Source organism: Serratia sp. JSRIV006 (genome assembly GCF_019968685.1).
Lineage (GTDB): Bacteria > Pseudomonadota > Gammaproteobacteria > Enterobacterales > Enterobacteriaceae > Chania > Chania fonticola_B.
The window spans coordinates 2,098,732-2,125,646 of record NZ_CP074137.1; the positions used below are offsets into that span (position 1 = coordinate 2,098,732).

The window sequence follows — 26,915 nt, forward strand, 5'->3', positions numbered from 1 at the left end:
TGTCTGCGTCGCCGATGCCTGTTGTAGCAGGCTTTGTTAACGTACTGTTAAAAAAGTGTTTGTCTCAGCGGAAAATAAGACAAGTGAACGCTAATGTTACCTCGTCACTCGGTAGACGTGAACTAAATATCCCTTTCATCACTTGGGCAACAGTCACGTTTTTAGCGTGGAGGGGGTTGTTTTGAACTTTCAGGGGCGGGGGATAGAAATAAGGCGGCCAACAGGCCGCCTCGCTATCATTGCTGATGAGGGCTTACTTAACTTCGGCCTGTGCGATACCGTCGAGATAGCGTTCGGCATCCAGTGCGGCCATACAGCCCGTTCCGGCTGAGGTGATCGCCTGGCGGTAAATGTGATCCATGACGTCACCTGCGGCAAATACGCCCGGAATGGAGGTCTGGGTCGCGTTGCCGTGAATACCGGACTGCACCTTGATATAGCCGTTTTCCAGCTCAAGCTGCCCGCCAAAGATCGCGGTGTTCGGGCTGTGACCGATCGCGATAAATACGCCGGCAAGCTCTAACTCTTTGGTTTGCTCAGCGTCTTTGGTGCTGCGTAAGCGCATCCCGGTGACGCCCATCTGATCGCCCAACACTTCGTCCAGCGTGCAGTCCGTATGCAGGATGATGTTGCCGTTCTTCACTTTTTCCATCAGGCGATTGATCAGGATCTTTTCGCTGCGGAAAGTGTCGCGGCGGTGCACCAGGTGAACTTCAGAGGCGATGTTTGACAGATACAGCGCTTCTTCCACGGCGGTGTTGCCACCACCGACCACGGCGACCTTCTGGTTGCGATAGAAGAAACCATCGCAGGTAGCACAGGCGGAGACCCCTTTGCCCTTGAAAGCTTCTTCCGATGGTAGGCCTAAATAACGGGCCGATGCGCCAGTAGCGATAATCAAGGCATCGCAGGTATATTCGCCGCTATCACCCAACAGGCGGAAGGGACGGTTCTGCAGATCGACACTGTTGATATGGTCAAACACGATCTGGGTGTCGAACTTTTCTGCGTGCTCACGCATCCGCTCCATCAGCGCCGGGCCGGTCAAGCCTTCGGCATCGCCTGGCCAGTTCTCGACTTCGGTGGTGGTGGTCAGCTGACCGCCTTGCTCCATACCGGTGATCAATACCGGGTTCAGGTTCGCGCGTGCTGCATAAACCGCTGCGGTGTAGCCAGCCGGGCCAGAGCCCAGGATCAATAATTTGCTATGTTTAGCCGTGCCCATGAATAACCTCGTTTCCCACAATGGCGGACAATGAAACCGATTGTAGGGAAAATACGGCAGTAAAAAAAGCGCCAGGGGATGTTGTTACCGATTTGTTTGATAATCAGCGCCTATTAGCCGCGATTTTATCCTTGGGCTGGGAGGGGTAACAGCAGCAATAATTTTGTACAGCAATGGGTTAAAAATGCGTTTTTTGTCGGGTTTATGTGGGCAACTACCCGGTTTCGGGTAGGGGAAATTCCTAATAAAAAATCAGGTGCTCAGTTTTGCTGGCGGTACGTTCTACTGATTTTAGTTCTTTTACTTTGACAATCCGCTGCGCATTTGCGAAAACATCATTGGAAGAAGAAATTAACCCCGTGTCAGCTGCAAATCGTAGGCATTTTCGCCACCCAGGCAGAATATTGTCGGGGCGCGACGGGTGAGGGAGGGTTTGCCCTGACGGGGTTGATGGATTTCTGAACGTAAATCATTTGAATTCGTTGCCCAGAGGTGACAGACAGGCTGGGCAACGGCGGAAGATGGTCGTGACAAATAGTGACGAAGCACAAGGGCGGTTGGTATTACGTATCCTGTTCCCTCAGGGGGATGAACCGCTAAACACTGGCATCGGGTCTTCGCTTGGAACAAATCCTTGCACATTGACGTTGGCTAGGGTGTGGCAAGTGCAGGGAAGAACATAAGAGAGACAATAATAATGGTAGATACTAAAAAACGCCCGGGTAAAGATCTCGACCGTATCGATCGCAACATCCTTAATGAGTTGCAGAAGGATGGGCGCATTTCGAACGTCGAACTTTCAAAGCGCGTGGGGTTATCCCCAACCCCTTGTTTGGAGCGTGTGCGCCGTCTTGAGCGTCAAGGCTTCATTCATGGGTATACCGCATTGCTTAACCCGCATTATCTGGACGCTTCCCTGCTGGTCTTCGTGGAAATCACGTTGAACCGTGGTGCGCCGGATGTGTTTGAGCAATTCAACTCTGCGGTACAAAAACTTGAAGAAATTCAGGAGTGTCATCTGGTTTCCGGTGATTTCGACTATCTGTTGAAAACCCGTGTACCAGATATGTCAGCTTATCGTAAGCTGTTGGGCGAAACTCTGTTGCGTTTACCGGGGGTGAATGACACCCGTACTTACGTCGTGATGGAAGAAGTCAAACAGAGTAACCGTCTGGTTATCAAAACACGGTAAGGTGCAGGTGCAAAACCTGATTAAATTCGTTACACTCCTGTTTATTCATACAGTTTTGGCGCCGGGGAAACTTCTCGGCGCCGTTACTCTATCCGTCAACAGGAACCTGGAGTGCCTTTCTTGAGCCAGGAATACACAGAAGATAAAGAAGTTACCCTGAAAAAACTCAGCAGTGGGCGACGTTTGCTCGAGGCTGTGTTGATCGTGGTGGCAATTTTTGCCGTTTACCTTATGGCTGCATTGGTCAGTTTCAATCCTTCCGATCCTAGTTGGTCGCAAACTGCCTGGCATGAGCCTATCCACAATCTGGGCGGCGGGGTAGGCGCATGGTTGGCCGACACGTTGTTCTTCACCTTTGGGGTCCTTGCCTATGCGATCCCACCGATTATGCTGGTGTTGTGCCTGTCTGGTTACCGTCGGCGCGATAACGGCGATTACGTCGATTTCTTTGGGCTCTCGTTACGTTTGATCGGCACATTGGCGCTGGTGCTCACCTCGTGTGGCCTGGCGGCGTTGAACGTTGACGATCTCTATTACTTCGCTTCCGGCGGGGTGATTGGCAGCCTGCTAAGCAATGCCATGTTGCCGTGGTTTAACGGCATTGGCGCCACTTTGGCGCTGCTCGGCATTTGGGCAGTGGGGCTGACGCTGTTCACCGGTTGGTCATGGCTGGTGATTGCGGAAAAAATTGGTGGTGTCGTGCTGGGCGCCGCTACCTTTATGACTAACCGTTCACGCCGTGAAGACCGCTATCACGACGATGACGATGTCGTGTTCGACGATCGCGAAGAAAGCGGCCAACCTGTGGCACCTGCTGCTATGGCAGTAGATGAGGACGACGCGTTGTTCTCTGCCTCTTCCGTGACCGAAACCGCCGAAGAAGCAGCGCAAGATGCCGCAGATCCTTTATTAAGTGGGTTGCGTGCCAGCGATGATGACCTCCCGCTTGCCGAGCCAGCGCCGGTCGTTACTGATATCCCGGTAATGCCGAAAGCGGCCGTTCAGGCTCCGGTCACCGTTGCCCCGACAGCGCCTGCTTCCATCAATCAGCATCCATTAACCCCTGCGCAGCCACAAGACACGCCGCCGCTGTATTCGTTTGAACTGCCTGAAGAGACACCGGCACCGAGAACGACGCGCGTAACTGAGCCTTATCGTGAGGAACATGAGCCGCGCCTGGGTGACTGGCAGACCCCCGTTACGCCAAAACCAGAGCCGTCACCGTTTGATTTCTCTGCGGCTCAGCGGGATAGCGACGATGTTATTGGCTCAACGGGTTTCAGCGCCAGAGAGGTAGTGAAGCCAGCGGCGGTTGCCGCAGCCACAGCAACCGCTGGCGCGGTGAACAACACCTTCATGCCTGCGTTTACAGCCACCAGTGATGCGAGCTCGCAGATCAAGCAGGGCATCGGCCCGGAACTGCCACGGCCAAATCCGGTGCGTATTCCAACCCGGCGTGAGCTGGCCTCCTACGGCATCAAGCTGCCTTCGCAGCGGATCGCGGAGCAGGAGCAGCGCAACCGTGGGGATGAACCTCAGCCAGAACCGTTCAGCAACCCGCAGGAAGAAGATGAAGTCCTGCAAGAAGCTGCATTGCGTCAAGCCTTTGCCGAACAGCAAAGCCAGCGCTATGGCGAAGAGTATTCGCAAGAACAACAAGATGACGAAGATGCGCAGCGTGAGGCCGAACTCGGTCAGGCATTTGCCGCGCAGCAACAGGCTCGCTATGGCGTAGAAGAACCGCAGCCTCAACCAGAACCGGCTCCGGTAACTCGCCCGGTGGATACCCGCCAGGCCTACAGTTTCTCACCGATGGCGGATCTGGTGGATGACGGCCCAACCGAGCCGCTGTTTACCTTGTCGCCACAGCTTGAAGATAGCATCGAGCTGGAAAGCGAGTTGGAAGACGATGTGCCGTTCGGGCAGTTTGAGCCTGAGGTGCCCGCTTATCAGGCGCCGCGTCCGCAAACTAACCCTGCGCCTGGTTACCAGCCGCAACAGACTTATCAGCCACCCGTTCAGCAGCAACCGCCAGCACCAGCGATGGACAGCCTGATCCATCCATTCCTGATGCGTAATGATATGCCGCTGCAGAAACCGACTACGCCACTGCCAACGCTGGATCTGTTGACCGAGGCCCCGAAAGAGGTCGAACCGGTCGATACCTTTGCGCTGGAACAGAAAGCGCGGCTGGTGGAAGCCAGCCTGGCGGATTACCGCGTCAAGGCCGACGTGGTCGATATTCTGCCTGGCCCGGTCATTACCCGCTTCGAACTGGATTTGGCTCCTGGCGTCAAGGCCGCGCGTATCTCCAACCTGTCGCGCGATCTGGCCCGCTCATTGTCAACTTCCGCCGTGCGTGTGGTGGAAGTGATCCCGGGTAAGCCATACGTCGGCCTGGAACTGCCGAACGTCAAACGGCAAACCGTGTATCTGCGCGAAGTGCTGGATTGCCCAGCCTTCCGCGACAACCCATCGCCTCTGGCGATCGTATTGGGTAAAGATATCGCGGGTCAGCCAGTGGTCGCCGATCTGGGTAAAATGCCGCATCTGCTGGTGGCCGGTACCACCGGTTCCGGTAAGTCGGTTGGGGTCAACGCCATGATCCTCAGTATCCTGTATAAGGCCACGCCGAAAGAAGTGCGCTTTATCATGATCGACCCGAAAATGCTGGAACTGTCGGTCTACGAAGGCATCCCACACCTGCTGACCGATGTGGTTACCGACATGAAAGACGCCGCCAATGCATTGCGTTGGTGCGTGGCCGAGATGGAGCGCCGCTATAAGCTGATGTCTGCCCTGGGGGTTCGTAACCTGGCAGGCTACAACGAGCGGGTCGATCAGGCCGAGGCGATGGGGCGGCCAATCCCGGATCCGTTCTGGAAGCCAAGCGACAGCATGGATATCACGCCGCCGGTGTTGGAAAAAGAGCCGTACATCGTGGTGATGGTGGATGAATTTGCCGATCTGATCATGACGGTGGGCAAAAAGGTTGAAGAGCTGATCGCTCGTCTGGCACAGAAAGCGCGTGCTGCGGGGATCCACCTGGTGCTGGCAACCCAGCGTCCTTCGGTGGATGTGATCACCGGTTTGATCAAGGCCAACATCCCGACGCGTATCGCCTTTACCGTATCGAGCAAGATCGACTCCCGCACCATTCTCGATCAGGGCGGAGCGGAATCCTTGCTGGGGATGGGTGACATGCTGTATCTGGCACCGAACTCTTCAATACCGGTGCGTGTGCACGGGGCGTTTGTCCGCGATCAGGAAGTTCATGCCGTGGTCAAAGACTGGAAAGCGCGTGAGCGGCCGCAGTATAAAGAGGGTATTCTCAGCGCCGGTGAAGACGGTGAGGGTGGCGCAGGCGGTGGTCTGGACGGTGACGAAGAGCTGGATCCGCTGTTCGATCAGGCGGTCGAGTTTGTGGTGGATAAACGCCGCGCCTCGATTTCCGGTGTACAGCGTCAGTTCCGCATCGGCTACAACCGCGCCGCGCGTATCATTGAACAGATGGAAGCGCAGGGCATTGTCAGCGAGCAGGGGCATAACGGTAACCGTGAGGTGCTTGCCCCGCCACGGCATGATTGATTGCCATCAGGCGCTGTAACCATCATAAAAGGGCCGCTTTGCGGCCCTTGTGCAAAGAAGCGTAAACCCCTGCTTTATCGGAATCGTGCTCTGGCTGTCGGCCGAGCGCTTCGGGTAGAGTGGAGGTGTTCAGGGTTATATTGACCCAGCTTGCGGTAAACGCATTTCATAAGGTAGCTGAAATAATGAAAAAACTGTTGATGGCCTGTTGTCTGCTTTCGGGATTCGCGTCTACTTCCGTGTTGGCGGATGCTGCGCAAGATTTGCAAAGTCGTCTGGCGAAAGTAAACAGTTTCCATGCCAGCTTCTCCCAATCTGTCACCAGTAGTGACGGCGCTGCTGTGCAGCAAGGGGAAGGCGAATTATGGGTAAAACGCCCCAATCTGTTTAACTGGCACATGACCTCGCCGGATGAGAGCGTGCTGGTTTCGGACGGCGAGACCCTGTGGTTCTACAACCCGTTCGTCGAGCAGGTGACGGCCACCTGGCTGAAGAACGCCACTGGCAATACGCCCTTTATGCTGATCACCCGTAACGATGCTAACGACTGGAAAAAATACAACGTGAAGCAGAAGGGCGATGATTTCGAACTGACGCCAAAGGCCAGCAGCGGTAATCTGAAGCAGTTTGCCATCACCGTGACCAATAGCGGCACCATCAAGAGCTTTGCTGCGGTTGAGCAAGATGGCCAGCGCAGCGCTTATCAGTTGAAGAGCCAGCAGAGCAGCAGCGTTGATGCTGCCAAATTCAAATTTACCCCACCGAAGGGGGTGACGCTGGACGACCAGCGCCAGTGAGGTCTACGTGAGCAACATGTCACTCGATTTTTCCCACAATGAGTTCCAGCCACTGGCCGCGCGTATGCGGCCAACCACGTTGGCACAATACATTGGCCAGCAGCATTTGCTGGCCCCGGGCAAGCCGTTGCCACGCGCCATCGAGGCTGGGCAGTTGCACTCTATGATCCTGTGGGGGCCGCCGGGAACCGGGAAAACGACGCTGGCAGAGTTGATTGGCCGCTATGGCCGGGCCGATGTTGAGCGCATCTCAGCGGTAACCTCCGGCATCAAGGAGATCCGCGAAGCTATCGAGCGCGCCCGGCAAAACCGCGATGCAGGCCGCCGCACCATCCTGTTTGTTGACGAAGTCCACCGCTTCAATAAAAGCCAGCAGGATGCCTTCCTGCCACATATCGAAGACGGCACCATTACCTTCATCGGCGCCACCACGGAAAACCCCTCCTTTGAGCTGAACTCGGCGTTGCTGTCCCGCGCGCGGGTCTATCTGCTCAAAGCGCTGACGGCGGACGACATCGGCCAAGTGCTGGATCAGGCCATGGAAGACAAGGCACGAGGTTTTGGCGATCAAAACATCGAGCTGCCGCCGGAAACCAAGCGCATGCTGTCGGAACTGGTGGGTGGCGATGCCCGCCGCGCCTTGAACAGCCTGGAGATGATGGCCGATATGGCGGAAATCGACGGCAAAGGCATGCGGGTATTAACCCCGGAACTGCTCAAAGAGGTCTCCGGTGAACGCAGCGCACGCTTCGATAACAAAGGCGATCGCTATTACGATCTGATTTCAGCGCTGCATAAATCCGTGCGTGGCTCGGCACCGGATGCCGCCTTGTACTGGTATGCACGTATTATTACTGCTGGTGGCGATCCTCTATATGTGGCGCGCCGCCTGTTGGCCATTGCCTCTGAAGACGTTGGCAACGCCGATCCACGCGGAATGCAGGTGGCCATTGCCGCCTGGGATTGCTTCACCCGCGTTGGCCCTGCGGAAGGGGAACGCGCCATCGCACAGGCGATCGTTTATCTGGCCTGTGCGCCAAAAAGCAACGCCGTCTATACCGCTTTTAAAGCCGCCATGCGTGATGCCAAAGAGATGGCGGACTATGACGTGCCGGAGCATCTGCGTAACGCACCGACCAAGCTGATGAAAGAAATGGGTCTGGGCGCAGAATACCGCTATGCCCATGACGAACCCAACGCCTACGCGGCCGGAGAGAGCTATTTCCCGGCGGAAATGGCCACCACGCGCTACTATCATCCAACCTCGCGCGGGCTGGAAGGCAAAATCGGTGAAAAGTTGGCATGGCTGGCTGAGCAGGATCAAAATAGCCAGACAAAACGCTACCGCTAGCGTTGCCGTTGCGGTAAGGTTAGCGGGTATCACACTTCTTTTATGCGGCTATACCGTTGCGGCATAAAACACAATTTCTCTTTCAATAACAACAAGCACAGGATTAGCATGCTCGATCCCAATCTGCTGCGTAATGAGCTAGACGCAGTCGCCGTAAAACTGGCTCGCAGAGGCTTTAAACTCGATCTGGATCTGCTGCGTTCGCAAGAAGAGCGCCGTAAGGTTCTGCAGGTAGAAACTGAAACACTGCAGGCAGAACGTAACTCCCGATCGAAATCCATCGGCGCGGCCAAAGCGCGCGGTGAAGATATCGAGCCACTGCGTCGCGAAGTGAACGAACTGGGTGACAAGCTGGATGCTGCCAAGGCCGCACTGGATAAGCTGCAGAACGAGATCCGTGATTACGCGTTGGTGATGCCGAACGTGCCGGACGATGCGGTGCCGGATGGCAAAGACGATAGCGAAAACCTGGAAATCTGCCGCTGGGGCGAACCGCGTCAGTACGATTTCCCGGTACGCGATCACGTTGAGCTGGGCGAAATGGCCGGTGGGCTGGACTTTGCCGCGGCGGTGAAACTGACCGGTGCGCGCTTTGTGGTAATGAAAGGTCAAATGGCTCGTATGCACCGTGCGTTGGCCCAGTTCATGCTGGATCTGCACACGCAACAACACGGCTATCTGGAAACCTACGTGCCCTATCTGGTGAACCATGCCACGCTGTACGGGACTGGCCAGTTACCGAAGTTTGGTGAAGATCTGTTCCATACCAAACCGCTGGAAGAAGAATCTGAAAGCAGCAACTATGCGCTGATCCCAACTGCGGAAGTGCCAGTCACCAACCTGGTGCGTGACGAGATCCTCGATGAAGAAGATCTGCCACTGAAGATGACCGCGCATACACCATGCTTCCGTTCAGAAGCCGGTTCTTACGGGCGTGACACCCGTGGCCTGATCCGTATGCACCAGTTCGACAAGGTCGAAATGGTCCAGATCGTGCGCCCAGAAGACTCGATGAATGCGCTGGAAGAGTTGACCGGCCATGCGGAGAAAGTGCTGCAGCTGCTGAACCTGCCATATCGTAAAGTGCTGCTGTGCACCGGTGATATCGGTTTTGGTTCCTGTAAAACCTACGATCTGGAAGTGTGGCTGCCTGCGCAGAACACCTATCGCGAGATCTCTTCCTGCTCCAATATGGGAGATTTCCAGGCTCGTCGTATGCAGGCTCGTTGCCGCAGCAAGACCGAGAAGAAGCCACGCCTGGTGCACACGCTGAACGGCTCTGGTTTGGCCGTAGGCCGTACTCTGGTTGCCGTGCTGGAAAACTACCAGCAGGCAGATGGCCGTATTCAGGTGCCAGAAGCATTGCGCCCTTACATGGGCGGCCTGGAATATATCGGTTAACCCACCTCACGGTGGTAACGAAATAGTGTATCGAAAGCGCCTACGGGCGCTTTTTTTGTATGAATGTTTTTTATTTACGAATGAAAGCACCATTTATTGATAGCAGACAAAGTTTCTTACCTCCTTATGAGTAATATCCTTACCTATGGAGGGGGATTATTTTTCCACATCAAACCACCCAGCACTAATTCAGCTTCCTCCTGTCTCTGCCGACCAAGGCATGACTTTTCCCGTTGTTCGGGCAAGACCTGGAGTGAGCTATGTCGAAGCAAAAATCTGCAACATCATCCAACGGTATCAGCCGCCGTACGCTAATGAAATCCGGCACGGTAGCGGGTTTGACCCTGGCTGCTGGCGGTTTTTCGTTGCCTTTTAGCCGTCATGCCGTGGCAGAAACGGTCGGCACCGCGGTACAACCCGTGCCGCAGGATAAAGTGGTGTGGGGAGCTTGCTCGGTTAACTGTGGCAGTCGATGCGCCTTGCGGCTGCACGTGCGCGATGATGAAGTTTACTGGGTGGAAACCGACAACACGGGCGACGATGTTTACGGCAACCACCAGGTGCGTGCCTGTCTGCGTGGCCGCTCCATGCGGCGGCGCATGAACCATCCGGAACGACTGAATTACCCGATGAAACGCGTCGGCAAACGTGGCGAAGGCAAATTCAAACGCATCAGTTGGGAAGAGGCTTACAGCGAAATTGCCGCCAACCTGCAACGTATCGTCACCAAATACGGCAATGAAGCGGTTTACATCAACTACACCTCCGGCATTGTCGGCGGCAATATTACCCGTTCTTCACCCTATGCCTCGCTAGTCGCCCGCCTGATGAACTGTTACGGCGGTTTTCTCAGCCACTATGGCACCTACAGTACCGCCCAGATCGCCTGCGCCATGCCTTATACCTACGGCAGCAATGAAGGTAACAGCACCTCTGATATCGAAAACAGTAAGCTGGTGGTGCTGTTCGGCAACAATCCGGCGGAAACCCGCATGAGTGGCGGTGGTATCACCTACTTTCTGGAGCAGGCACGGGAACGTTCAAACGCGCGCATGATCGTCATCGATCCGCGTTATACGGATACGGCTGCTGGGCGAGAAGATGAGTGGATCCCGATCCGGCCTGGTACAGATGCCGCACTGGTCGCCGGATTGGCGCATGTGTTGATCAGCGAGGATTTGGTCGACCAACCGTTCCTGGATAATTACTGCGTGGGTTACGATGAAAAAACCTTACCCGCCGGTGCACCTGCCAACGGTCATTACAAGGCCTATATTCTGGGGCAGGGCGAGGACGGTGTTGAGAAAACTCCCCAGTGGGCATCGCAAATCACCGGCATTCCGGCCGAGCGCATCATCAAGCTGGCACGTGAGATTGGCAGTGCCAAACCGGCCTATATCTCTCAAGGTTGGGGGCCACAGCGCCAGGCAAATGGTGAGCTCACCTCGCGGGCCATTGCCATGCTACCTATCCTGACCGGCAACGTAGGGATTAACGGCGGTAACAGCGGTGCGCGTGAATCAACCTATACCATCACCATAGAGCGGATGCCGGTGCTGGAAAATCCGGTAAAAACGCAGATTTCCTGCTTCAGTTGGACCGATGCCATCGCCCGTGGCCCGGAAATGACCGCCAAACGTGATGGGGTACGCGGCAAAGACAAGTTGGACGTGCCGATCAAGTTCATCTGGAACTATGCCGGTAACACCATTACCAACCAGCACTCCGATATCAACAAAACCCACGACATTCTGCAGGATGACTCCCAGTGTGAAATGATCGTGGTGCTGGAAAACTTTATGACCTCTTCGGCGAAATACGCCGATATTCTGCTGCCGGATCTGATGACGGTCGAGCAGGAGGACATCATCCCGAACGATTATGCCGGCAATATGGGCTACCTGATTTTTATCCAGCCGGCCACTTCTGCCAAGTTTGAGCGTAAACCTATCTATGAAGTGATGAGCGAGGTGGCGCGTCGCCTTGGGCCTGAGGTACACCAAAAATTTACCGAAGGGCGCACCCAGGAGCAGTGGCTGCAATACCTGTACGCCAAAATGCTGGCGAAGGACCCGCAGCTACCTTCCTATGAAGCCTTGCGCAGCATGGGGATTTACAAGCGTAAAGACCCGAATGGGCACTTTGTGGCCTATAAAAAATTCCGTGACGATCCCGTAGCTAACCCGTTGAAAACGCCTTCAGGCAAGATCGAGATCTATTCTGCCAAGTTGGCAGAGATCGCCAACAGTTGGGAGCTGGAGAAGGACGAGACCATCAGCCCGCTGCCGGTATACGCCTCAACCTTTGAAGGTTGGGATGACCCGTTGCGTAACACCTACCCGCTGCAAATGTTCGGTTTCCACTATAAGGCCCGGACCCACTCCAGCTACGGCAATATCGATGTGCTGCAGGCGGCTTGCCCGCAGGAAGTCTGGATCAACCCGTTGGATGCCAGCCAGCGCGGCATTGCCAGCGGCGAAACGGTGCGGGTATTCAATGGCCGTGGCGAAGTTCGCGTGGCCGCCAAGGTGACACCGCGCATCATGCCAGGCGTGGTAGCTATGGGGCAAGGAGCCTGGCATCAGGCCAACATGAACGGCGATCGTATCGACCACGGTGCCTGCATGAATACGCTCACCACCCACCGGCCATCGCCGCTGGCGAAAGGTAACCCGCAGCATACCAATCTGATCGAGATCGAAAAGGTATGAAATAATAATCATTATCAACAATGGCAGTGATATCAACTATTTATTGATTGTGAACAAGGTGGAACTACCTATTTAGGAGGATAGTTCCACCTAGAGCAGGTCAAAATAAAAAAACCATTACCTGCCATTTTAAAACCGATCTGCGTAGTTGATTGCAGATTTTCCTGTAGCCATACCCCTGGCTGATTGAAGCAACCCAGAGCGAAATATTATGAGCGAGTCCCCCAAAAAACCTCTAACCGGCTTTCAGTGTTCCAGACGAAAGCTGGTCAAAAATAGTGCCATTGGCGGGCTTGCCCTTGCCGTTGGTGGCGTTTCCCTGCCTTTCAGCCGTCGTGCCAACGCTGAAACCTCTCCGACATCCGCCCTTGCCAAACCCGAAGAAAAAGTGGTGTGGAGTGCTTGTACGGTAAACTGCGGTAGCCGTTGTCCCCTGCGGATGCATGTGGTCGACGGTATGATCAAATATGTCGAAACTGATAATACTGGCAACGATGAGTACCAAGAGTTGCATCAGGTTCGTGCCTGCCTGCGTGGGCGCTCAATGCGCCGCCGCGTGTATAACCCGGACCGCCTGAAGTACCCCATGCTCCGCGTGGGCAAGCGGGGCGAAGGAAAATTCAAGCAGATAAGCTGGGATGAAGCCTACACGCTGATCGCTGACAACATGAAGCGCATCATCAAAGACTATGGCAATGAAGCCATCTATTTGAACTACGGCACCGGCACCTTGGGGGGCACAATAACCCGCTCTTGGCCACCGGGCTCTACGTTGATCGCGCGTCTGATGAACTGTTGCGGCGGCTATCTGAACCACTATGGTGACTACAGCACCGCGCAGATCGCCATGGGGCTGAATTATACCTATGGCGGTTGGGCGGACGGTAACAGCCCGACGGACATCGAAAACAGCAAGCTGGTGGTGCTGTTCGGCAATAACCCAGGCGAAACCCGCATGAGCGGCGGTGGGGTCACCTACCTGCTGGAGCAGGCGCGTGAGCGTTCGAATGCGCGCATGATTGTGATCGATCCGCGCTACACCGATACCGCTGCCGGTAGGGAAGACGAGTGGATCCCTATTCGCCCTGGCACCGATGCGGCACTGGTTGCCGGGTTGGCGCATGTGTTAATCAGCGAGAACTTGGTCGATCAGCCGTTCCTGGATAAATACTGCGTGGGTTACGACGAAAAAACCTTACCTGCGGGGGCTCCAGCTAATGGGCACTATAAGGCCTATATCCTGGGCCAAGGTGAAGACGGCATTGAGAAAACGCCTGTCTGGGCCTCAAAAATTACCGGTATCCCGGCCGATCGCATCGTCAAACTGGCGCGCGAAATTGGCAGTACCAAACCGGCGTTCATTTCCCAAGGTTGGGGGCCGCAACGCCATGCCAACGGTGAATTGACCTCACGCGCCATCGCCATGTTGCCGATCCTCACCGGTAACGTCGGGATCCATGGCGGTAACACGGGGGCGCGCGAAGGCTCCTACGGCCTGCCGTTTGTTCGGATGCCGACCTTGGAGAATCCGGTTAAAACCAGCATCTCCATGTTTATGTGGACCGATGCCATTCTGCGCGGGCCGGAAATGACCGCCAAGCGTGACGGCGTGCAGGGCAAGGACAAGCTGGACGTGCCGATCAAGTTTATCTGGAACTATGCCAGTAACTGTCTGATCAACCAGCACTCAGAAATCAACCGTACCCATGACATTCTGCAAGACGAGAAGAAGTGCGAGATGATCGTGGTAATCGATAACCACATGACCTCGTCGGCGAAATATGCCGATCTGGTGCTGCCAGATTGCACCGCCTCTGAGCAGATGGACTTTTGCCTGGATGCCTCAAGCGGCAATATGGGCTACGTCATCTTCGCCGATCAGGCGATCAAGCCGCAGTTTGAATGTAAGAACATTTATGAAATGACCAGCGAGATCGCCCGGCGTATGGGGGTTGAGCAGGCCTTCACCGAGGGGCGGACTCAGGAAGAGTGGCTGCGTCACCTTTATCAGCAATCCCGCGAAGCCATTCCGGCGCTACCGGAGTTTGAACAGTTCCTCAAGCAAGGGATCTTCAAGCAGCGCGATCCCGATGGTCACCATGTGGCTTACAAAGCATTCCGGGCCGATCCGCAAGCTAATCCACTGAAAACGCCTTCAGGCAAGATCGAGATCTATTCTGCCCAATTGGCAGAGCTGGCAGCGACTTGGGAATTATCCAAGGACGACGTTATCGATCCGCTGCCAGTGTATGCGGCCGGTTTCGAAAGCCTCGACGATCCGTTAAGCGGCAAGTATCCATTGCAGATGACCGGTTTCCACTACAAGGCCAGAACCCACTCTACCTATGGCAACGTCGACGTGCTGAAGGCCGCTTGCCGCCAGGAGATGTGGATCAACCCGATTGATGCGCAATCCCGCGGCATAGCCAACGGAGACCTGATCCGTATTTACAACGATCGGGGTGAGGTACGTATTAATGCCAAGGTGACGCCGCGCATGTTGCCGGGCGTGGTAGCAATGGGCGAAGGAGCATGGTATGCGCCAGATGGTAGCCGTATCGATCATGCTGGCAGTATCAACGTCTTGACCACCCAGCGGCCGTCGCCGCTGGCCAAGGGCAATCCTTCTCACACCAATCTGGTCCAGGTCGCCAAACTTTAAGGAGTAGCTGATGACTACGCAATATGGATTCTACATTGATTCAAGTCGTTGCACCGGCTGCAAAACCTGCGAGCTGGCCTGCAAAGACTATAAAAACCTGACCCCGGACGTCAGCTTCCGCCGCATCTACGAGTATGCCGGGGGCGACTGGCAGCAGGACGGCGATAGCTGGCACCAGAACGTGTTTGCCTATTACCTGTCGATCGCCTGTAACCACTGCGAAGACCCGGCCTGTACCAAAGTGTGCCCAAGTGGCGCCATGCACAAGCGGGAAGACGGCTTTGTGGTGGTGAACGAAGAGATATGTATCGGTTGCCGCTACTGCCATATGGCTTGCCCATACGGCGCACCGCAGTACAACGAAGCGAAAGGCCACATGACCAAGTGCGATGGCTGCTACGAACGCGTCGCCGTTGGCCAAAAGCCGATTTGTGTCGAGTCCTGCCCGCTGCGTGCCCTGGACTTTGGTCCGATCGACGAACTGCGTAAACAACATGGCACCCTGGCGCAAGTGGCACCGTTACCGGCCGCGCATTTCACCAAACCGTGCATCGTACTGAAACCTAACGCCAACAGCCGCCCGAGTGGTGACACTACCGGCCATCTGGCTAATCCAAAGGAGGTTTAAAATGGGAACGGGATGGCATGAATGGCCGCTGATGGTGTTCACCGTATTAGGGCAGTTTGTGGTGGGCGGCGTCATCGTAATGGGGCTGGCGTTGATCGCCGGTAATCTGACCGATCGCCAGAGCAAGGCGGTACACGGTTCTATGTTTTTCCTGTGGTTGCTGATGGGGATCGCCTTTATCGCCTCCGTGATGCACCTGGGGACGCCGATCAGGGCCTTTAACTCGCTCAATCGCATCGGTGAGTCGGCGTTGAGTAATGAAATCGCCAGCGGTTCGATATTCTTTGCGGTTGGTGGCCTTTATTGGCTGCTGGCCGTGTTGAAAAAAATGCCGCCGGCGCTGGGTAAAGCCTGGCTGGTGCTTACCATGGTGCTAGGCCTGCTGTTTGTCTACGCCATGACGCGTGTCTACCAGATTGATACCGTACCGACTTGGCACAACGGTTACACCACGCTGAACTTCTTCCTGTCGGTGTTTATCGGCGGGCCGTTGTTGGGCGTGTTGCTGCTGCGGGCCGCCGGTCTGCAAGTGGCTGGTCGTGGTCAATTGATGATGATCAGCGTGCTGGCGCTGCTGCTTAGCCTGTGCTCGGCGCTGTTGCAGGGCAGTGAGTTGGCGACCATCAGCAGCTCGGTACAGCAGGCGTCGGCGCTGATCCCGGAATACGGTCAACTGATGGTATGGCGGCTGGTATTGCTGGTTCTCGGCCTGGGTTGCTGGATTTGCCCGCAGTTGCGCCGTGGTAACGCCAGTGTCATGGGGTTGATCTTGGGCTTTGTGTTAGTCTTTGCCGGAGAGTTGATTGGCCGTGGCGTGTTCTACGGCCTGCATATGACCGTTGGCATGGCCGTGGCTGGCTAACGTTAATCTGGGCGCGGCCTGGCTGCGCCCCTGGAGAAGCCCCAAGTTATGATGCTTGAAAAAATTGCCCTGACTGGCCGTGTGCTAGGTGTTTTATTGTATGCCCCACCGGAGAGCAAAGAGTGCCAGCCTTTACTGGACTCCCTGGCCGACCCGCAGTGGTTGACCGAATGGCCTTATGAAGGCGCTCAAGAGGCAGCAGCCCTGATTGCGGAAGGTTTGACTGGAAACCAGCCAGAGACGCTGTCAGAAGCTTATCAACGCCTGTTTGTTGGCCCGCATACGCTGGTTGCTCCGCCTTGGGGCTCGGTCTATCTGGATAGAGAGAGCGTGCTGTTTGGTGATTCGACGCTGCGCCTGCGCCAATGGCTGCGGGTGAACGGTATCGAAGCCCAGCGCGACCAGAATGAACCGGAAGACCATATTGGCACTTTGCTGATGATGGCGGCCTGGTTGGCCGAAGAGAAGCAGCACAAAATGATTTCCGGGCTGATTGCGCTGCACATTCTTCCGTGGGCTCCGCGTTATCTGGAGCTGCTGCAGCAACATGCCGGACATCCGTTCTATCAAGGTGTGGCTCAGTTGGCACAAATCACGCTGGCAGCCTGGGCGGAAGAGTGCCCGTCACCGGTGCCGAGCCTGGAGCTGTATTTCTAATGAACAACGACCAGCAGTTATCTGCGCAAGGCAATAGCCGCCGCCGGTTGCTGACTGGTTGGCTGGATCGTAGTAAAGCCTTGCCGGAACAGGATACGCCCTCTGTGACATTGCCTGCGGTGGCTCGTCCACCTCAGGCTTTGCCGGAGGCGTTGTTCAGCGCGTTGTGCAACGGCTGTGGCGGTTGCGTGAGCAGTTGCCCGTACGGTTTATTGAACCTCGAGCAAGGCAAGCCGGTATTGAGCATCGATTTCACCGAGTGTGATGTCTGCCGCAAATGCACCGCCGCCTGCCAAACCGGGGCGCTGCGTGACAAAATGCCCTGCGACACGCTGCTGCGCCCGCAAATCAGCCATAGCTGCCTGGGGCGCCAGGACAGTTGCCGGATGTGTACCATCAACTGCCCGCAACAGGCTTTATCCTTCCAGCTTTCTGAAAACGGTGCCCGCCAATTGCAGTGTGACGATACGCTGTGTAATGGCTGCGGGCTCTGCAAGCTATCCTGCTTTCACGGGCATATTTCCCTGGCAGCTTCGGGTGAAAAATCGTTGCCGGAACAGCTATAAAGCCAGTTTTAACCCGTTGTTAAACATATTGTGCGATCGCCCGTTAACCGCCGATTGACTTTTTTATCGCCAGTGGCATGATGCGCGCACTCTACTCTGTCTGTTCGGTTTCAATTTCACTATGTCCGCATATTCTCGCCCAGTGCTTATGTTGCTCTGCGGCCTATTGCTGCTTACGGTTTCCATCGCCGTTTTGAACACTTTGGTTCCCCTCTGGTTAACCCATGCTCAATTGCCAACCTGGCAAGTGGGAGTGGTCAGTTCGTCTTACTTTACCGGGAACCTGATGGGAACGCTGGTGGCGGGCAAACTGATCAAGCGGATTGGCTTTACCCGCAGCTATCATCTTGCCTGTCTGGTCTTTGCCTTCGCTACCGTGGGTATGGTGCTGTCGCTGGACTTCTGGAGCTGGATCGGCTGGCGCTTCTTTGCCGGGGTAGGGTGTGCCTGGATTTGGGTGATCGTTGAAAGCGCGCTGTTGCGCAGCGGTAATTTGAGTAACCGTGGCCAACTGTTGGCGGCGTATATGATAGTTTACTACCTCGGTACGGTTGCGGGGCAGTTGCTGCTAAGCAGTGTTTCAACCGAGCTGCTGGATGTGGTGCCGTGGGTGACCGCCGTTGTTATGGCCGCTATGTTGCCGATGCTGTTTGCGCGGGTTAATAACCAAGATGACGAGCCACAGCAGGCCTCAATCTGGCAGATGTTTAAACGTCGTGACGCCCGGTTGGGCATCAACGGCTGTATTATCTCGGGGATCGTGCTGGGCTCGCTGTACGGCCTGATGCCGCTGTATTTAAACCATCAGGGGATGAGTGATGCCAACGTGGGTTACTGGATGGCGCTGCTGGTCAGTTCCGGCATCGTGGGTCAGTGGCCTATAGGGCGTTTGGCCGATCGCTATGGCCGCCTGTTGGTGCTGCGCATTCAGGTGTTCGTGGTGATCCTTGCCAGCATCGCGATGCTGGGTAACTATGCGATGGCTCCGGCGCTGTTTATTCTGGGCTGTGCTGGTTTTACCTTATACCCGGTGGCGATGTCCTGGGCCTGCGAAAAGGTGCTGCCGCATCAGTTGGTGGCGATGAACCAGACATTGTTGATGAGCTATACCGTCGGCAGCTTGCTAGGGCCCGCGATGACGTCGATGCTGATGCAGAGCTACTCCGATCGGCTGCTGTTTGTGATGATTGCGGGGGTGGCGTTGGTTTATTTGATGATGCTGCTCAAGAAACCTGACCATCACCACACCCCGTTGGCTGCGGCCTGACCCCTCACCCCAACCCTCTCCCACAGGGAGAGGGAGCTGATTCGGCGCTGCAGTCAGGTGCAGAAGTCAGTCTGTGGCCCGTTTCCATCCCCCAAATGAGAGAGAGGGGCGACTCGGTGTTGAAGTTAGGTATATGAGTTAAGCTGTGGCACGTTCGGTCCCCTCTCCCTGTGGGAGAGATACCGTCTTGTCGGCTATCCGGCAAGCGGTATTTCCGCATTAAATGTCTTTCCTGATTTCACCACACCATAGGCCAGTTGCAGCAACTTTCGCATCGCCGCACACACTCTTTGTTTGCCCGACTTCCCACGCAACTTCAGCCTTTCTGTTAAGTCTTTAACCACAACATTGTATTGGCCTGCCACTACCGCGGGCATGTATAACGCACTTCGCAGCTCACCGTGCCCCACTTTCGATAACCGGCTTTTCCCTTTAAACATCCCCGACTCACATCGCTGTGGATTCAGTCCTGCGTACGCTACCAGGGCCTTGCTGCTGGTGAACCGACGCAGGTTTCCTGCGAAGGCCAGCAGGCTGGAGCTCAGCATCTCTCCCACTCCAGGGATACTTTTTAGCAACTCGCTGTCCCGTTTCAGGTCAGGGTTATCATCGATGTGCTGACTGATTTTCTTTTTCGTTTCTCGTATCAGTTCATCCAACGTGGCGATGTGCTCATTGAGTGAAGGGACGATGACTGCTTCGGCCACCTCCAGGCGATTTTCTTCCATCTGACGCATCTCTTCCAGGTTCTTAAGATGCCTGACCAACGCGGTCAACTGGCGCTCGCTCAACGGGGCTGGGAACCACGGGGCAGGCTGATGCAGTGCGCAGTAGCGGGCTATCATCGCTGCATCGCTTTTGTCCGTTTTGTTCCGGGCCAGTTCTGTATTGCCGAAGGAATGGATACACGCCGGGTTCATCAGACTGACGTGGTAGTTGTTGTCTGCCAGATAAGTGGCCAGTTCCGTGCTGTAGCTCCCGGTGGCTTCCATACAGACATGACAGTCGCCAAAGCGGCTCAACCAGGCTGCGAACTCGCGGCATCCAGAAGGGGTATTGGCAAACTTTTTGGTTTTATACTTCTGATTGTCCAGCAGTACGGCGACATCAAATTTGTGTTTAGCGATATCAACGCCGACAGGGGTTCTACGCATTATGGCACTCCATAACCATGTCTGAAATTTATCGCCGGACCATCCTTATATGTAGGTGCTCATAGGCACAGGATACCGTTCGGTCTACAAGGCGACAGGGAAATAGACAGCCGGGGCACAATCTCTCCCACGGGCTCATAGGCACTAGGGTTAGGGGGAGCTCACCGGCTATCTCCCGATGATCAGTCGGGGATCTTCTCCGCTAAGGCGGAGAAGATCAAGACATAAGGGTTAGGGTGAGGGGCATCGGTGGGAGCTTAATAGATCACTTTGTGGCCGTAGCTTTCCAGGATCCCCTTCACGCGATCCATGGTGTCGGCCTTAGGCGGATGAACGCCGTCCAACTTGTACTCTTCACCCATCGCGATCCATTTGTGCTTGCCCAGTTCGTGGTAAGGCAACAGCTCGATCTTCTCGATATTGGTCATATCCTTGGTGAACTCACCGAGCAGATGCGTCGATTTATCATCATCAGACCAGCCTGGCACCACCACGTAGCGGATCCAGGTGCGTTGATTACGTTTGGCCAGATAACGAGCAAACTCCAGCGTACGATGGTTGGAAACTCCCACCAGGTTCTGGTGAATATCGTCATTCATCTGTTTCAGATCGAGCATCACCAGATCGGTGGTATCCAGCAGCTCATCAATCACCGGGTCATAACGGCGGACAAAACCGTTGGTGTCCAGACAGGTGCTGATCCCTTCCTTGTGACAGGCGCGGAACCAGTCGCGAACAAATTCGGCCTGCAGGATCGCTTCGCCGCCGGACGCCGTTACGCCGCCGCCGGAAGCGTTCATAAAGTGACGGTAGGCCACGGTATCAGTCATCAGCTCTTCAACCGTGACCTCCTTGCCGCCGTGGGTGTCCCAGGTATCGCGGTTATGGCAGTACAGGCAGCGCATCAGGCAACCCTGGAAGAACACGATAAAGCGGATACCAGGGCCATCAACGGTGCCACAGGATTCGAAAGAGTGGATGCGGCCTTTCAAGGACATTGCGGGTTTCTCCAAAATCGACTGTCAAACGCAGTCTACAATAGGCTGGTAACCGCCAGGCAGGGATCAACGATGTGGCGAAAAAAGGCGCCAGGTAAAACGATTCCTGTTGGCCGGTTACGTACCGGTTCACTGTTTTGCCAGATATCCATGCAGTATATACCCATCACAGGCTAAGCAGCAGCGTAGATACCTGGCAAAACAGACTCAAGACCAGAGTCAGGGGGGACTTAGTAAAAAGGCCGGAATATCCGGCCTTGGTAACACTTGTTCAGCGGGGCAGAGCGATCCGCCCCGGAGAAACCGCGATTAGATCGACTGGGTGAAAGTACGAGTAATCACGTCTTGTTGCTGTTCTTTAGTCAACGAGTTGAAACGCACTGCGTAACCCGATACGCGGATGGTCAGCTGAGGATATTTCTCAGGATTTTCCATCGCGTCCAGCAGCATTTCACGGTTCATCACGTTCACGTTCAGGTGCTGACCGCCTTCGATGGACGCTTCGTGGTGGAAGTAACCATCCATCAGACCCGCCAGGTTGGCTTTACGCACGTCGTCATCTTTACCCAACGCGTTAGGCACGATGGAGAAGGTGTAAGAGATACCATCTTTCGCATAGGCAAACGGCAGTTTGGCTACGGAGGTCAGAGAGGCTACAGCACCTTTCTGATCGCGGCCGTGCATTGGGTTGGCACCTGGACCAAATGGAGCGCCAGCACGACGGCCATCTGGGGTGTTACCGGTTTTCTTACCATAAACCACGTTAGAGGTGATGGTCAGCACGGACTGAGTTGGTACCGCATTACGGTAGGTACGCAGTTTCTGAATTTTCTTCATGAAACGTTCTACCAGGTCGCAAGCGATGTCATCTACGCGAGAATCGTTGTTACCGAACTGCGGGTATTCACCTTCGATTTTGAAGTCGACAGCCAGGCCGTCTTCATCACGGATGGTGGATACTTTGGCGTACTTGATGGCAGACAGGGAGTCGGCTGCTACGGACAGACCCGCGATACCACAAGCCATGGTGCGATAAACATCACGGTCATGCAGAGCCATCAGCGCAGCTTCATAGCTGTACTTGTCGTGCATGTAGTGAATGATGTTCAACGAGGTCACATACTGCTTGGCCAGCCAGTCCATGAAGTGGTCCATACGTTCCATGACTTTGTCATAGTCCAGTACGGTGTCCATCATTGGGGCTTCTTTCGGGCCAACCTGCATTTTCAGTTTTTCATCAACGCCGCCGTTGATTGCGTACAACATGGTTTTCGCCAGGTTGGCACGCGCACCGAAGAACTGCATTTGCTTACCGACAATCATCGGGCTGACGCAACAGGCGATGGCATAGTCATCGTTGTTGAAGTCTGGGCGCATCAGGTCGTCGTTTTCATACTGTACGGAGGAGGTGTCGATAGACACTTTCGCGGCGTATTTTTTGAAGTTCAACGGCAGTTTTTCAGACCACAGGATGGTCATGTTTGGCTCTGGAGATGGCCCCATGGTGTACAGCGTGTTCAGGAAGCGGAAGCTGTTTTTGGTTACCAGCGTACGACCATCAACACCCATACCGGCCAGGGATTCTGTTGCCCAGATTGGGTCACCAGAGAACAGCTCATCATATTCAGGAGTACGCAGGAAGCGAACCATACGCAGTTTCATGACCAGGTGGTCGATCAGTTCCTGCGCCTGCAGTTCGGTCAGTTTACCGGCCTTGATATCGCGCTCAATGAACACGTCCAGGAAGGTAGATACGCGGCCGAAGGACATGGCTGCACCGTTCTGGGATTTCACCGCGGCCAGGTAGCCGAAGTAGGTCCACTGCACGGCTTCTTGAGCGGTGCTGGCTGGGCCGGAAATGTCGTAGCCGTATTTGGCGGCCATTTCTTTAATCTGCCCCAGGGCGCGGTGCTGTTCAGCAATTTCTTCGCGCAGCTGGATGGTCATTTCCAGATCTTCGCCATTTTCCAGACGAGTCTGCAGAGACTTGAACTGGTTCAGCTTGTCGGCCATCAGGAAGTCGATACCGTACAAAGCAACGCGACGGTAGTCACCGATGATACGGCCACGGCCATACGCATCTGGCAGACCGGTCAACACGCCAGATTTACGGCAGTTCAGGATGTCTTTGGTGTAAACATCGAATACGCCCTGGTTGTGGGTTTTGCGGTATTCGGTGAACACTTTCTTCACTTGTGGATCCAGTTCACGGCCATAAACCTTGCATGAACCTTCAACCATCTTGATGCCGCCGAATGGGATCAGCGCGCGCTTCAGAGGAGCATCAGTCTGCAAACCAACGATGGTCTCCAGATCTTTGTTGATATAGCCCGCATCATGAGAAGTCACGGTGGAGACGACGTTGGTATCGAAATCAACTGGCGCATGGGTGCGGTTTTCCAGTTTGATCCCTTCCATAACCTTGTCCCACAGAGTGGTAGTGGCTTGACTTGCGCCAGCCAGGAAGGATTCATCACCCTCGTAAGGAGTGTAGTTTTTCTGGATGAAGTCACGTACGTTGACTTCTTTCTGCCAGTCACCTTCGCTGAAACCTTGCCAAGCGGTCGCTAACTTCTCGTTAAGTTCGGTCATTATACACCTACCTTCTAATGTGGATTTCTTTGTAAACCCGGCGCCGTGCCAGCCAACAGATTAGTGATTCTGTTTGCCGCCACGCAGATAAATTACCCAGTAAGTCAACCCAACCAGTAGACCACCGCCAATGATGTTACCGATGGTGACGGGGATCAGGTTGTCGATGATAAAGTTGCTTACGGTCAGATGAGCGAATTGCTCGGGTGCTGCCCCCACGGCTTGCCAAAACTCTGGCGTGGCAAAGTGCTTAACCACTATACCCATAGGGATCATAAACATGTTGGCGATACTGTGCTCAAAGCCGCTGGCAACGAACATGGCTACCGGCAGGATCATGGCGAACATCTTGTCCATCAGGCTGCGGCCGGAGTAGCTCATCCAGACGGCCAGGCAAACCATCAGGTTAGCCAGGATGCCCAGACAGACGGCTTCGATAAAGGTGTGGTGCAGTTTATGGTCGGCGGTTTGCAATACGTTCAAACCCCACAGGCCATTGGCCGCCATATACTCGCCTGAGAACCAGATCAGAGCAACGAAGAACAGGGCACCAATCAGGTTGCCAATATAGACGTTTAACCAGTTAAGAGCCAATTGCCCCCAGGTAATACGCCCGCTGGCTTTGGCAATCACGGTCAGTACGGTGGAGGTAAACAGGTCCGCCCCGCAGACGACGACCAGCATTAACCCCATGGAGAAGCAGATACCACCCACCAGCTTGGCGAGGCCGAAAGGAATGGCGGCGGTGCCGGTGGTCGCTGTGATATAAAAAACAAAGGCGATAGAAATGAACACACCTGCGGTGATCGCTAAATAAAAAGTCGTCAGCGGATGCTTGGTGGCTTTATACACCCCCGCATCCTCGGCAACTTTCGCCATCGCGGCAGGTAACAGCATATCGAAGGGGTTGTCAGCTCTCACACTAACTCTCGCTCTTAAGGGTTATTACAACACACTGAGATACTAGCAAAGCAGTATAGGGTAAAAATTGACTTGGATCATAACGCGCGGAAGTAAAACGGCTTAAAACCGCAAATTTAGTAGGGTTTATTGGGTTATATTATTGATTTTAATGTAAAAAATATTTTTTAATGTTTACAAAAAATTTTGAAGTTAACGCCGTTTTGGACTGGGAAGGGTTAAATTTTTGTACTTATTGTCGCTTTTAGATGAATAAGCATTAATTGATGGTTAATTAATATTTCACGCTGACGTAACAATTGGCGATTTAATTATCCTGTTGGCTGATAAGTGCGCTTTTGATAAAAACATGCAACGTCAGGGTTTGCCTGTTTTTTGATCGGCAATCGGGTCAAGGCTGCTTCTTTGGGAGTAACGCCGGTAAGGTTCTACCGGCGTATCAATCAGGCTTATGCCTGCGCCCAGTGACGGCGTTTGGCAGTTTGCAGCTTTTCGTAAGCCGCCAACAGCGCTTGGTGGGCCGGCAGGGCTTTCAATTCACTGTCGATGGCAAACAGGCCGTTGAAGCGCTCTTCACCGCTCATGGCCGCAGAGGCAGCGTCAACCGCATCCTGACCATACATCTTCACGAAGGCCGTGTGATATTGAGCAGGATCGCGTTCTGGCTCCAACGCCAACAGCAGCAGTGTCTGCAGGCAACGATAGTAGTTACTGCGCTCTGGGGTAAACAGCGAGGCGTTGAACTCCTGCGTCCACTCGGCCCAGATCAGTGCCTGCTCGAGATCGCCACCGGCCAATGCCAGCATGGATTTCAGTTCGCCAACGCGCAGGGTGTACCAGGCGTTGTCTTTACCAGAGGCAATGCCCAGCAATTCACGTACGCGGGTGAAATCGTCCAACCCTTCATCATCCAACTGCTGGATCAGAGCCAGGTACTCTTCCGGCTCCCACTCGCTGCCCGGCAGTTGCAGCAGGGTTTCACGCAGGTGCGCGCCCATGCTGTTGTTTGCCAGCAGCAGATCCTCTGCCGGATAGATGTCGGACATCCCCGGTACGATGATACGGCAGGCGTACACGTCCAGGTGCTCGTAATCGGCGATGTACACTTCGGCATCTTCTTTATTAAAGATGCTCATCAGGGTGGCGAACTCTTCCTGCGTGCTGCCGCTGAAACTCCAGTCGACAAAAGGATAGTCGGCATCCTGTTTGAACAGATCCCAGGAGATCAAACCGCTGGAATCGATGAAGTGAGTTTCCAGGTTGGCGTGCTCGGCGACTTCCTCGTCGTCGAAGGTTGGGGCGGTAAACACATCCAGATCTTTCAAGCCGCGGCCTTGCAACAGCTCGGTAACCGTACGCTCCAGCGCGACCCCGAAATCAGGGTGAGCCCCAAAGGAGGCAAAGCAGGTGCCGTTGGCAGGGTTGAACAACACCACGCAGATCACCGGGTAGTTGCCGCCTAACGAAGCATCATAAGAGAGGATCGGGAAACCTTCGGCTTCCAGCTTGGCGATCGCCTCAACCACGTCAGGATAGCGGTTCAGCACTTCGCTCGGGATTTCCGGCAGGCTGATGGACTCGGCGATGATGCGGTTTTTCACATAGCGCTCGAACACCTCGGAGAGGCCCTGAACCCGCGCTTCGTTGGCGGTATTGCCAGCGGACATGCCGTTGGACACGTACAGGTTGCCGATGATGTTCATCGGAATATAAACGGTCTGCTGATCTGACTGGCGGGTGAATGGCAGGGCGCAGATGCCACGATCGCTATTGCCAGACTGCAGATCGATCAGATCGCTGGCAGTCAGTTCCTGCTCCGGATCGTAGAAAGCGTGCGTGCGCTCATCCAGGATGCCTTGTGGCAGTGAGTTGTCAGCCGGGATCGGGAACCATTTCTCATTGGGATAGTGAACGAAATCGCCTTCGGCAATCTGTTGGCCCAAATAGAAATCGGCGAAGAAATAGTTGGTCGACAGGCGCTCGAAATACTCGCCCAGCGCGGAAGCCAGCGCGGCCTTTTTGCTGGCACCTTTACCGTTGGTGAAGCACAGCGGGCAATCGCGATCGCGGATATGCACTGACCAGACGTGTGGCACCGGATTCAGCCAGGAGGCTTCTTCGATATTGAAACCCAGATCGGTTAATTTCTGCTGAAAACGGGCGATGGAGTCTTCCAGCGCAGCGTCTTTGCCAGGAATAAAAGTTTGCGTCATTGTCTTCACTTATGTGGCGTACTAAAAACGCGCAATGATACGGGGTTTTGTTCTCAAGCTCCACGTATTCCTAAAGCCGATCAGAAGTCACAGTTTTTCTAGGGATAAAGACGATAATTCAGCGGGTTAA

18 protein-coding genes are annotated in these 26,915 nt (G+C 54.8%); 12 read left to right on the forward strand and 6 right to left on the reverse strand.

The window, feature by feature from the left end:
• Positions 1-253: 253 nt before the first annotated feature.
• Positions 254-1,225 (reverse strand): thioredoxin-disulfide reductase, encoded by a 972-nt coding sequence (trxB, locus tag KGP16_RS09715; RefSeq protein ID WP_024529869.1) that lies wholly within the window; start codon positions 1,223-1,225, stop codon positions 254-256.
• A 697-nt stretch (positions 1,226-1,922) separates the two neighbouring features.
• Here trxB and lrp point away from each other — a divergent pair.
• The 12 genes from lrp (at position 1,923) to KGP16_RS09775 (ending at position 18,907) form a co-directional block, all read left to right on the forward strand.
• Positions 1,923-2,417 (forward strand): leucine-responsive transcriptional regulator Lrp, encoded by a 495-nt coding sequence (lrp, locus tag KGP16_RS09720; RefSeq protein ID WP_021804943.1) that lies wholly within the window; start codon positions 1,923-1,925, stop codon positions 2,415-2,417.
• 120 nt (positions 2,418-2,537) lie between these two features.
• Positions 2,538-6,005: a DNA translocase FtsK 4TM domain-containing protein gene (locus KGP16_RS09725; protein WP_223501250.1), complete on the forward strand. Its 3,468-nt coding sequence runs from the start codon at positions 2,538-2,540 to the stop codon at positions 6,003-6,005.
• A 185-nt stretch (positions 6,006-6,190) separates the two neighbouring features.
• Positions 6,191-6,802, forward strand: coding sequence for an outer membrane lipoprotein chaperone LolA (gene lolA, locus KGP16_RS09730; RefSeq protein WP_024529867.1), 612 nt, complete (start codon positions 6,191-6,193; stop codon positions 6,800-6,802).
• Between the two features lie 7 nt (positions 6,803-6,809).
• On the forward strand, positions 6,810-8,153 hold the full coding sequence (locus tag KGP16_RS09735) for a replication-associated recombination protein A (RefSeq protein WP_037375016.1): 1,344 nt from the start codon (positions 6,810-6,812) through the stop codon (positions 8,151-8,153).
• Between the two features lie 108 nt (positions 8,154-8,261).
• Positions 8,262-9,554 (forward strand): serine--tRNA ligase, encoded by a 1,293-nt coding sequence (gene serS / locus KGP16_RS09740; RefSeq protein ID WP_115159637.1) that lies wholly within the window; start codon positions 8,262-8,264, stop codon positions 9,552-9,554.
• Positions 9,555-9,814: 260 nt separating this feature from the next.
• Positions 9,815-12,265 carry a selenate/tellurate reductase subunit YnfE gene (ynfE, locus tag KGP16_RS09745; protein ID WP_209554660.1) on the forward strand — a complete coding sequence of 817 codons (2,451 nt, stop codon included), beginning with the start codon at positions 9,815-9,817 and terminating at the stop codon, positions 12,263-12,265.
• A gap of 211 nt (positions 12,266-12,476) precedes the next feature.
• Complete coding sequence (gene dmsA, locus KGP16_RS09750) at positions 12,477-14,927, forward strand: dimethylsulfoxide reductase subunit A (protein ID WP_209522296.1); 2,451 nt, start codon at positions 12,477-12,479, stop codon at positions 14,925-14,927.
• A 10-nt stretch (positions 14,928-14,937) separates the two neighbouring features.
• On the forward strand, positions 14,938-15,555 hold the full coding sequence (locus tag KGP16_RS09755; RefSeq protein WP_021804936.1) for a DMSO/selenate family reductase complex B subunit: 618 nt from the start codon (positions 14,938-14,940) through the stop codon (positions 15,553-15,555).
• A gap of 1 nt (position 15,556) precedes the next feature.
• Positions 15,557-16,417, forward strand: coding sequence for a dimethyl sulfoxide reductase anchor subunit family protein (locus tag KGP16_RS09760; protein ID WP_223501251.1), 861 nt, complete (start codon positions 15,557-15,559; stop codon positions 16,415-16,417).
• A 48-nt stretch (positions 16,418-16,465) separates the two neighbouring features.
• Positions 16,466-17,074 (forward strand): Tat proofreading chaperone DmsD, encoded by a 609-nt coding sequence (gene dmsD, locus KGP16_RS09765; RefSeq protein ID WP_021804934.1) that lies wholly within the window; start codon positions 16,466-16,468, stop codon positions 17,072-17,074.
• Positions 17,074-17,640, forward strand: coding sequence for a ferredoxin-type protein NapF (gene napF, locus KGP16_RS09770; RefSeq protein ID WP_059200388.1), 567 nt, complete (start codon positions 17,074-17,076; stop codon positions 17,638-17,640). The genes dmsD and napF overlap by 1 nt, the downstream gene beginning before the upstream one ends.
• 121 nt (positions 17,641-17,761) lie before the next feature.
• Complete coding sequence (locus KGP16_RS09775; RefSeq protein ID WP_179247828.1) at positions 17,762-18,907, forward strand: MFS transporter; 1,146 nt, start codon at positions 17,762-17,764, stop codon at positions 18,905-18,907.
• Positions 18,908-19,101: 194 nt separating this feature from the next.
• Here KGP16_RS09775 and KGP16_RS09780 read toward each other — a convergent pair whose 3' ends face one another.
• The 5 genes from KGP16_RS09780 to ycaO form a co-directional block, all read right to left on the reverse strand.
• Positions 19,102-20,061, reverse strand: coding sequence for an IS110 family transposase (locus KGP16_RS09780; RefSeq protein WP_223501253.1), 960 nt, complete (start codon positions 20,059-20,061; stop codon positions 19,102-19,104).
• Positions 20,062-20,318: 257 nt separating this feature from the next.
• A complete protein-coding gene (gene pflA, locus KGP16_RS09785; RefSeq protein WP_024484611.1) occupies positions 20,319-21,059 on the reverse strand; it encodes a pyruvate formate lyase 1-activating protein in 741 nt (246 codons plus the stop codon).
• A gap of 309 nt (positions 21,060-21,368) precedes the next feature.
• The gene (gene pflB, locus KGP16_RS09790) at positions 21,369-23,651 is read right to left on the reverse strand and encodes a formate C-acetyltransferase (protein WP_021804926.1); all 2,283 of its coding nucleotides are present in this window, start codon (positions 23,649-23,651) and stop codon (positions 21,369-21,371) included.
• Between the two features lie 60 nt (positions 23,652-23,711).
• Positions 23,712-24,572: a formate transporter FocA gene (focA, locus tag KGP16_RS09795; protein WP_024484609.1), complete on the reverse strand. Its 861-nt coding sequence runs from the start codon at positions 24,570-24,572 to the stop codon at positions 23,712-23,714.
• Positions 24,573-25,021: 449 nt separating this feature from the next.
• Entirely contained in the window at positions 25,022-26,785 is a 1,764-nt protein-coding gene (gene ycaO, locus KGP16_RS09800; protein ID WP_071680745.1) for a 30S ribosomal protein S12 methylthiotransferase accessory factor YcaO, read from the reverse strand.
• Positions 26,786-26,915: the final 130 nt, after the last annotated feature.

Coding starts and splice junctions, on each gene's coding strand:
- dmsA (WP_209522296.1), top strand. CDS start 12,477: ATGAGCGAGTCCCCCAAAAAACCTCTAACCGGCTTTCAGTGTTCCAGA.
- pflB (WP_021804926.1), bottom strand. CDS start 23,651: ATGACCGAACTTAACGAGAAGTTAGCGACCGCTTGGCAAGGTTTCAGC.
- napF (WP_059200388.1), top strand. CDS start 17,074: ATGAACAACGACCAGCAGTTATCTGCGCAAGGCAATAGCCGCCGCCGG.
- pflA (WP_024484611.1), bottom strand. CDS start 21,059: ATGTCCTTGAAAGGCCGCATCCACTCTTTCGAATCCTGTGGCACCGTT.
- KGP16_RS09775 (WP_179247828.1), top strand. CDS start 17,762: ATGTCCGCATATTCTCGCCCAGTGCTTATGTTGCTCTGCGGCCTATTG.
- KGP16_RS09755 (WP_021804936.1), top strand. CDS start 14,938: ATGACTACGCAATATGGATTCTACATTGATTCAAGTCGTTGCACCGGC.
- lolA (WP_024529867.1), top strand. CDS start 6,191: ATGAAAAAACTGTTGATGGCCTGTTGTCTGCTTTCGGGATTCGCGTCT.
- dmsD (WP_021804934.1), top strand. CDS start 16,466: ATGATGCTTGAAAAAATTGCCCTGACTGGCCGTGTGCTAGGTGTTTTA.
- ycaO (WP_071680745.1), bottom strand. CDS start 26,785: ATGACGCAAACTTTTATTCCTGGCAAAGACGCTGCGCTGGAAGACTCC.
- lrp (WP_021804943.1), top strand. CDS start 1,923: ATGGTAGATACTAAAAAACGCCCGGGTAAAGATCTCGACCGTATCGAT.
- trxB (WP_024529869.1), bottom strand. CDS start 1,225: ATGGGCACGGCTAAACATAGCAAATTATTGATCCTGGGCTCTGGCCCG.
- KGP16_RS09780 (WP_223501253.1), bottom strand. CDS start 20,061: ATGCGTAGAACCCCTGTCGGCGTTGATATCGCTAAACACAAATTTGAT.
- serS (WP_115159637.1), top strand. CDS start 8,262: ATGCTCGATCCCAATCTGCTGCGTAATGAGCTAGACGCAGTCGCCGTA.
- ynfE (WP_209554660.1), top strand. CDS start 9,815: ATGTCGAAGCAAAAATCTGCAACATCATCCAACGGTATCAGCCGCCGT.
- KGP16_RS09760 (WP_223501251.1), top strand. CDS start 15,557: ATGGGAACGGGATGGCATGAATGGCCGCTGATGGTGTTCACCGTATTA.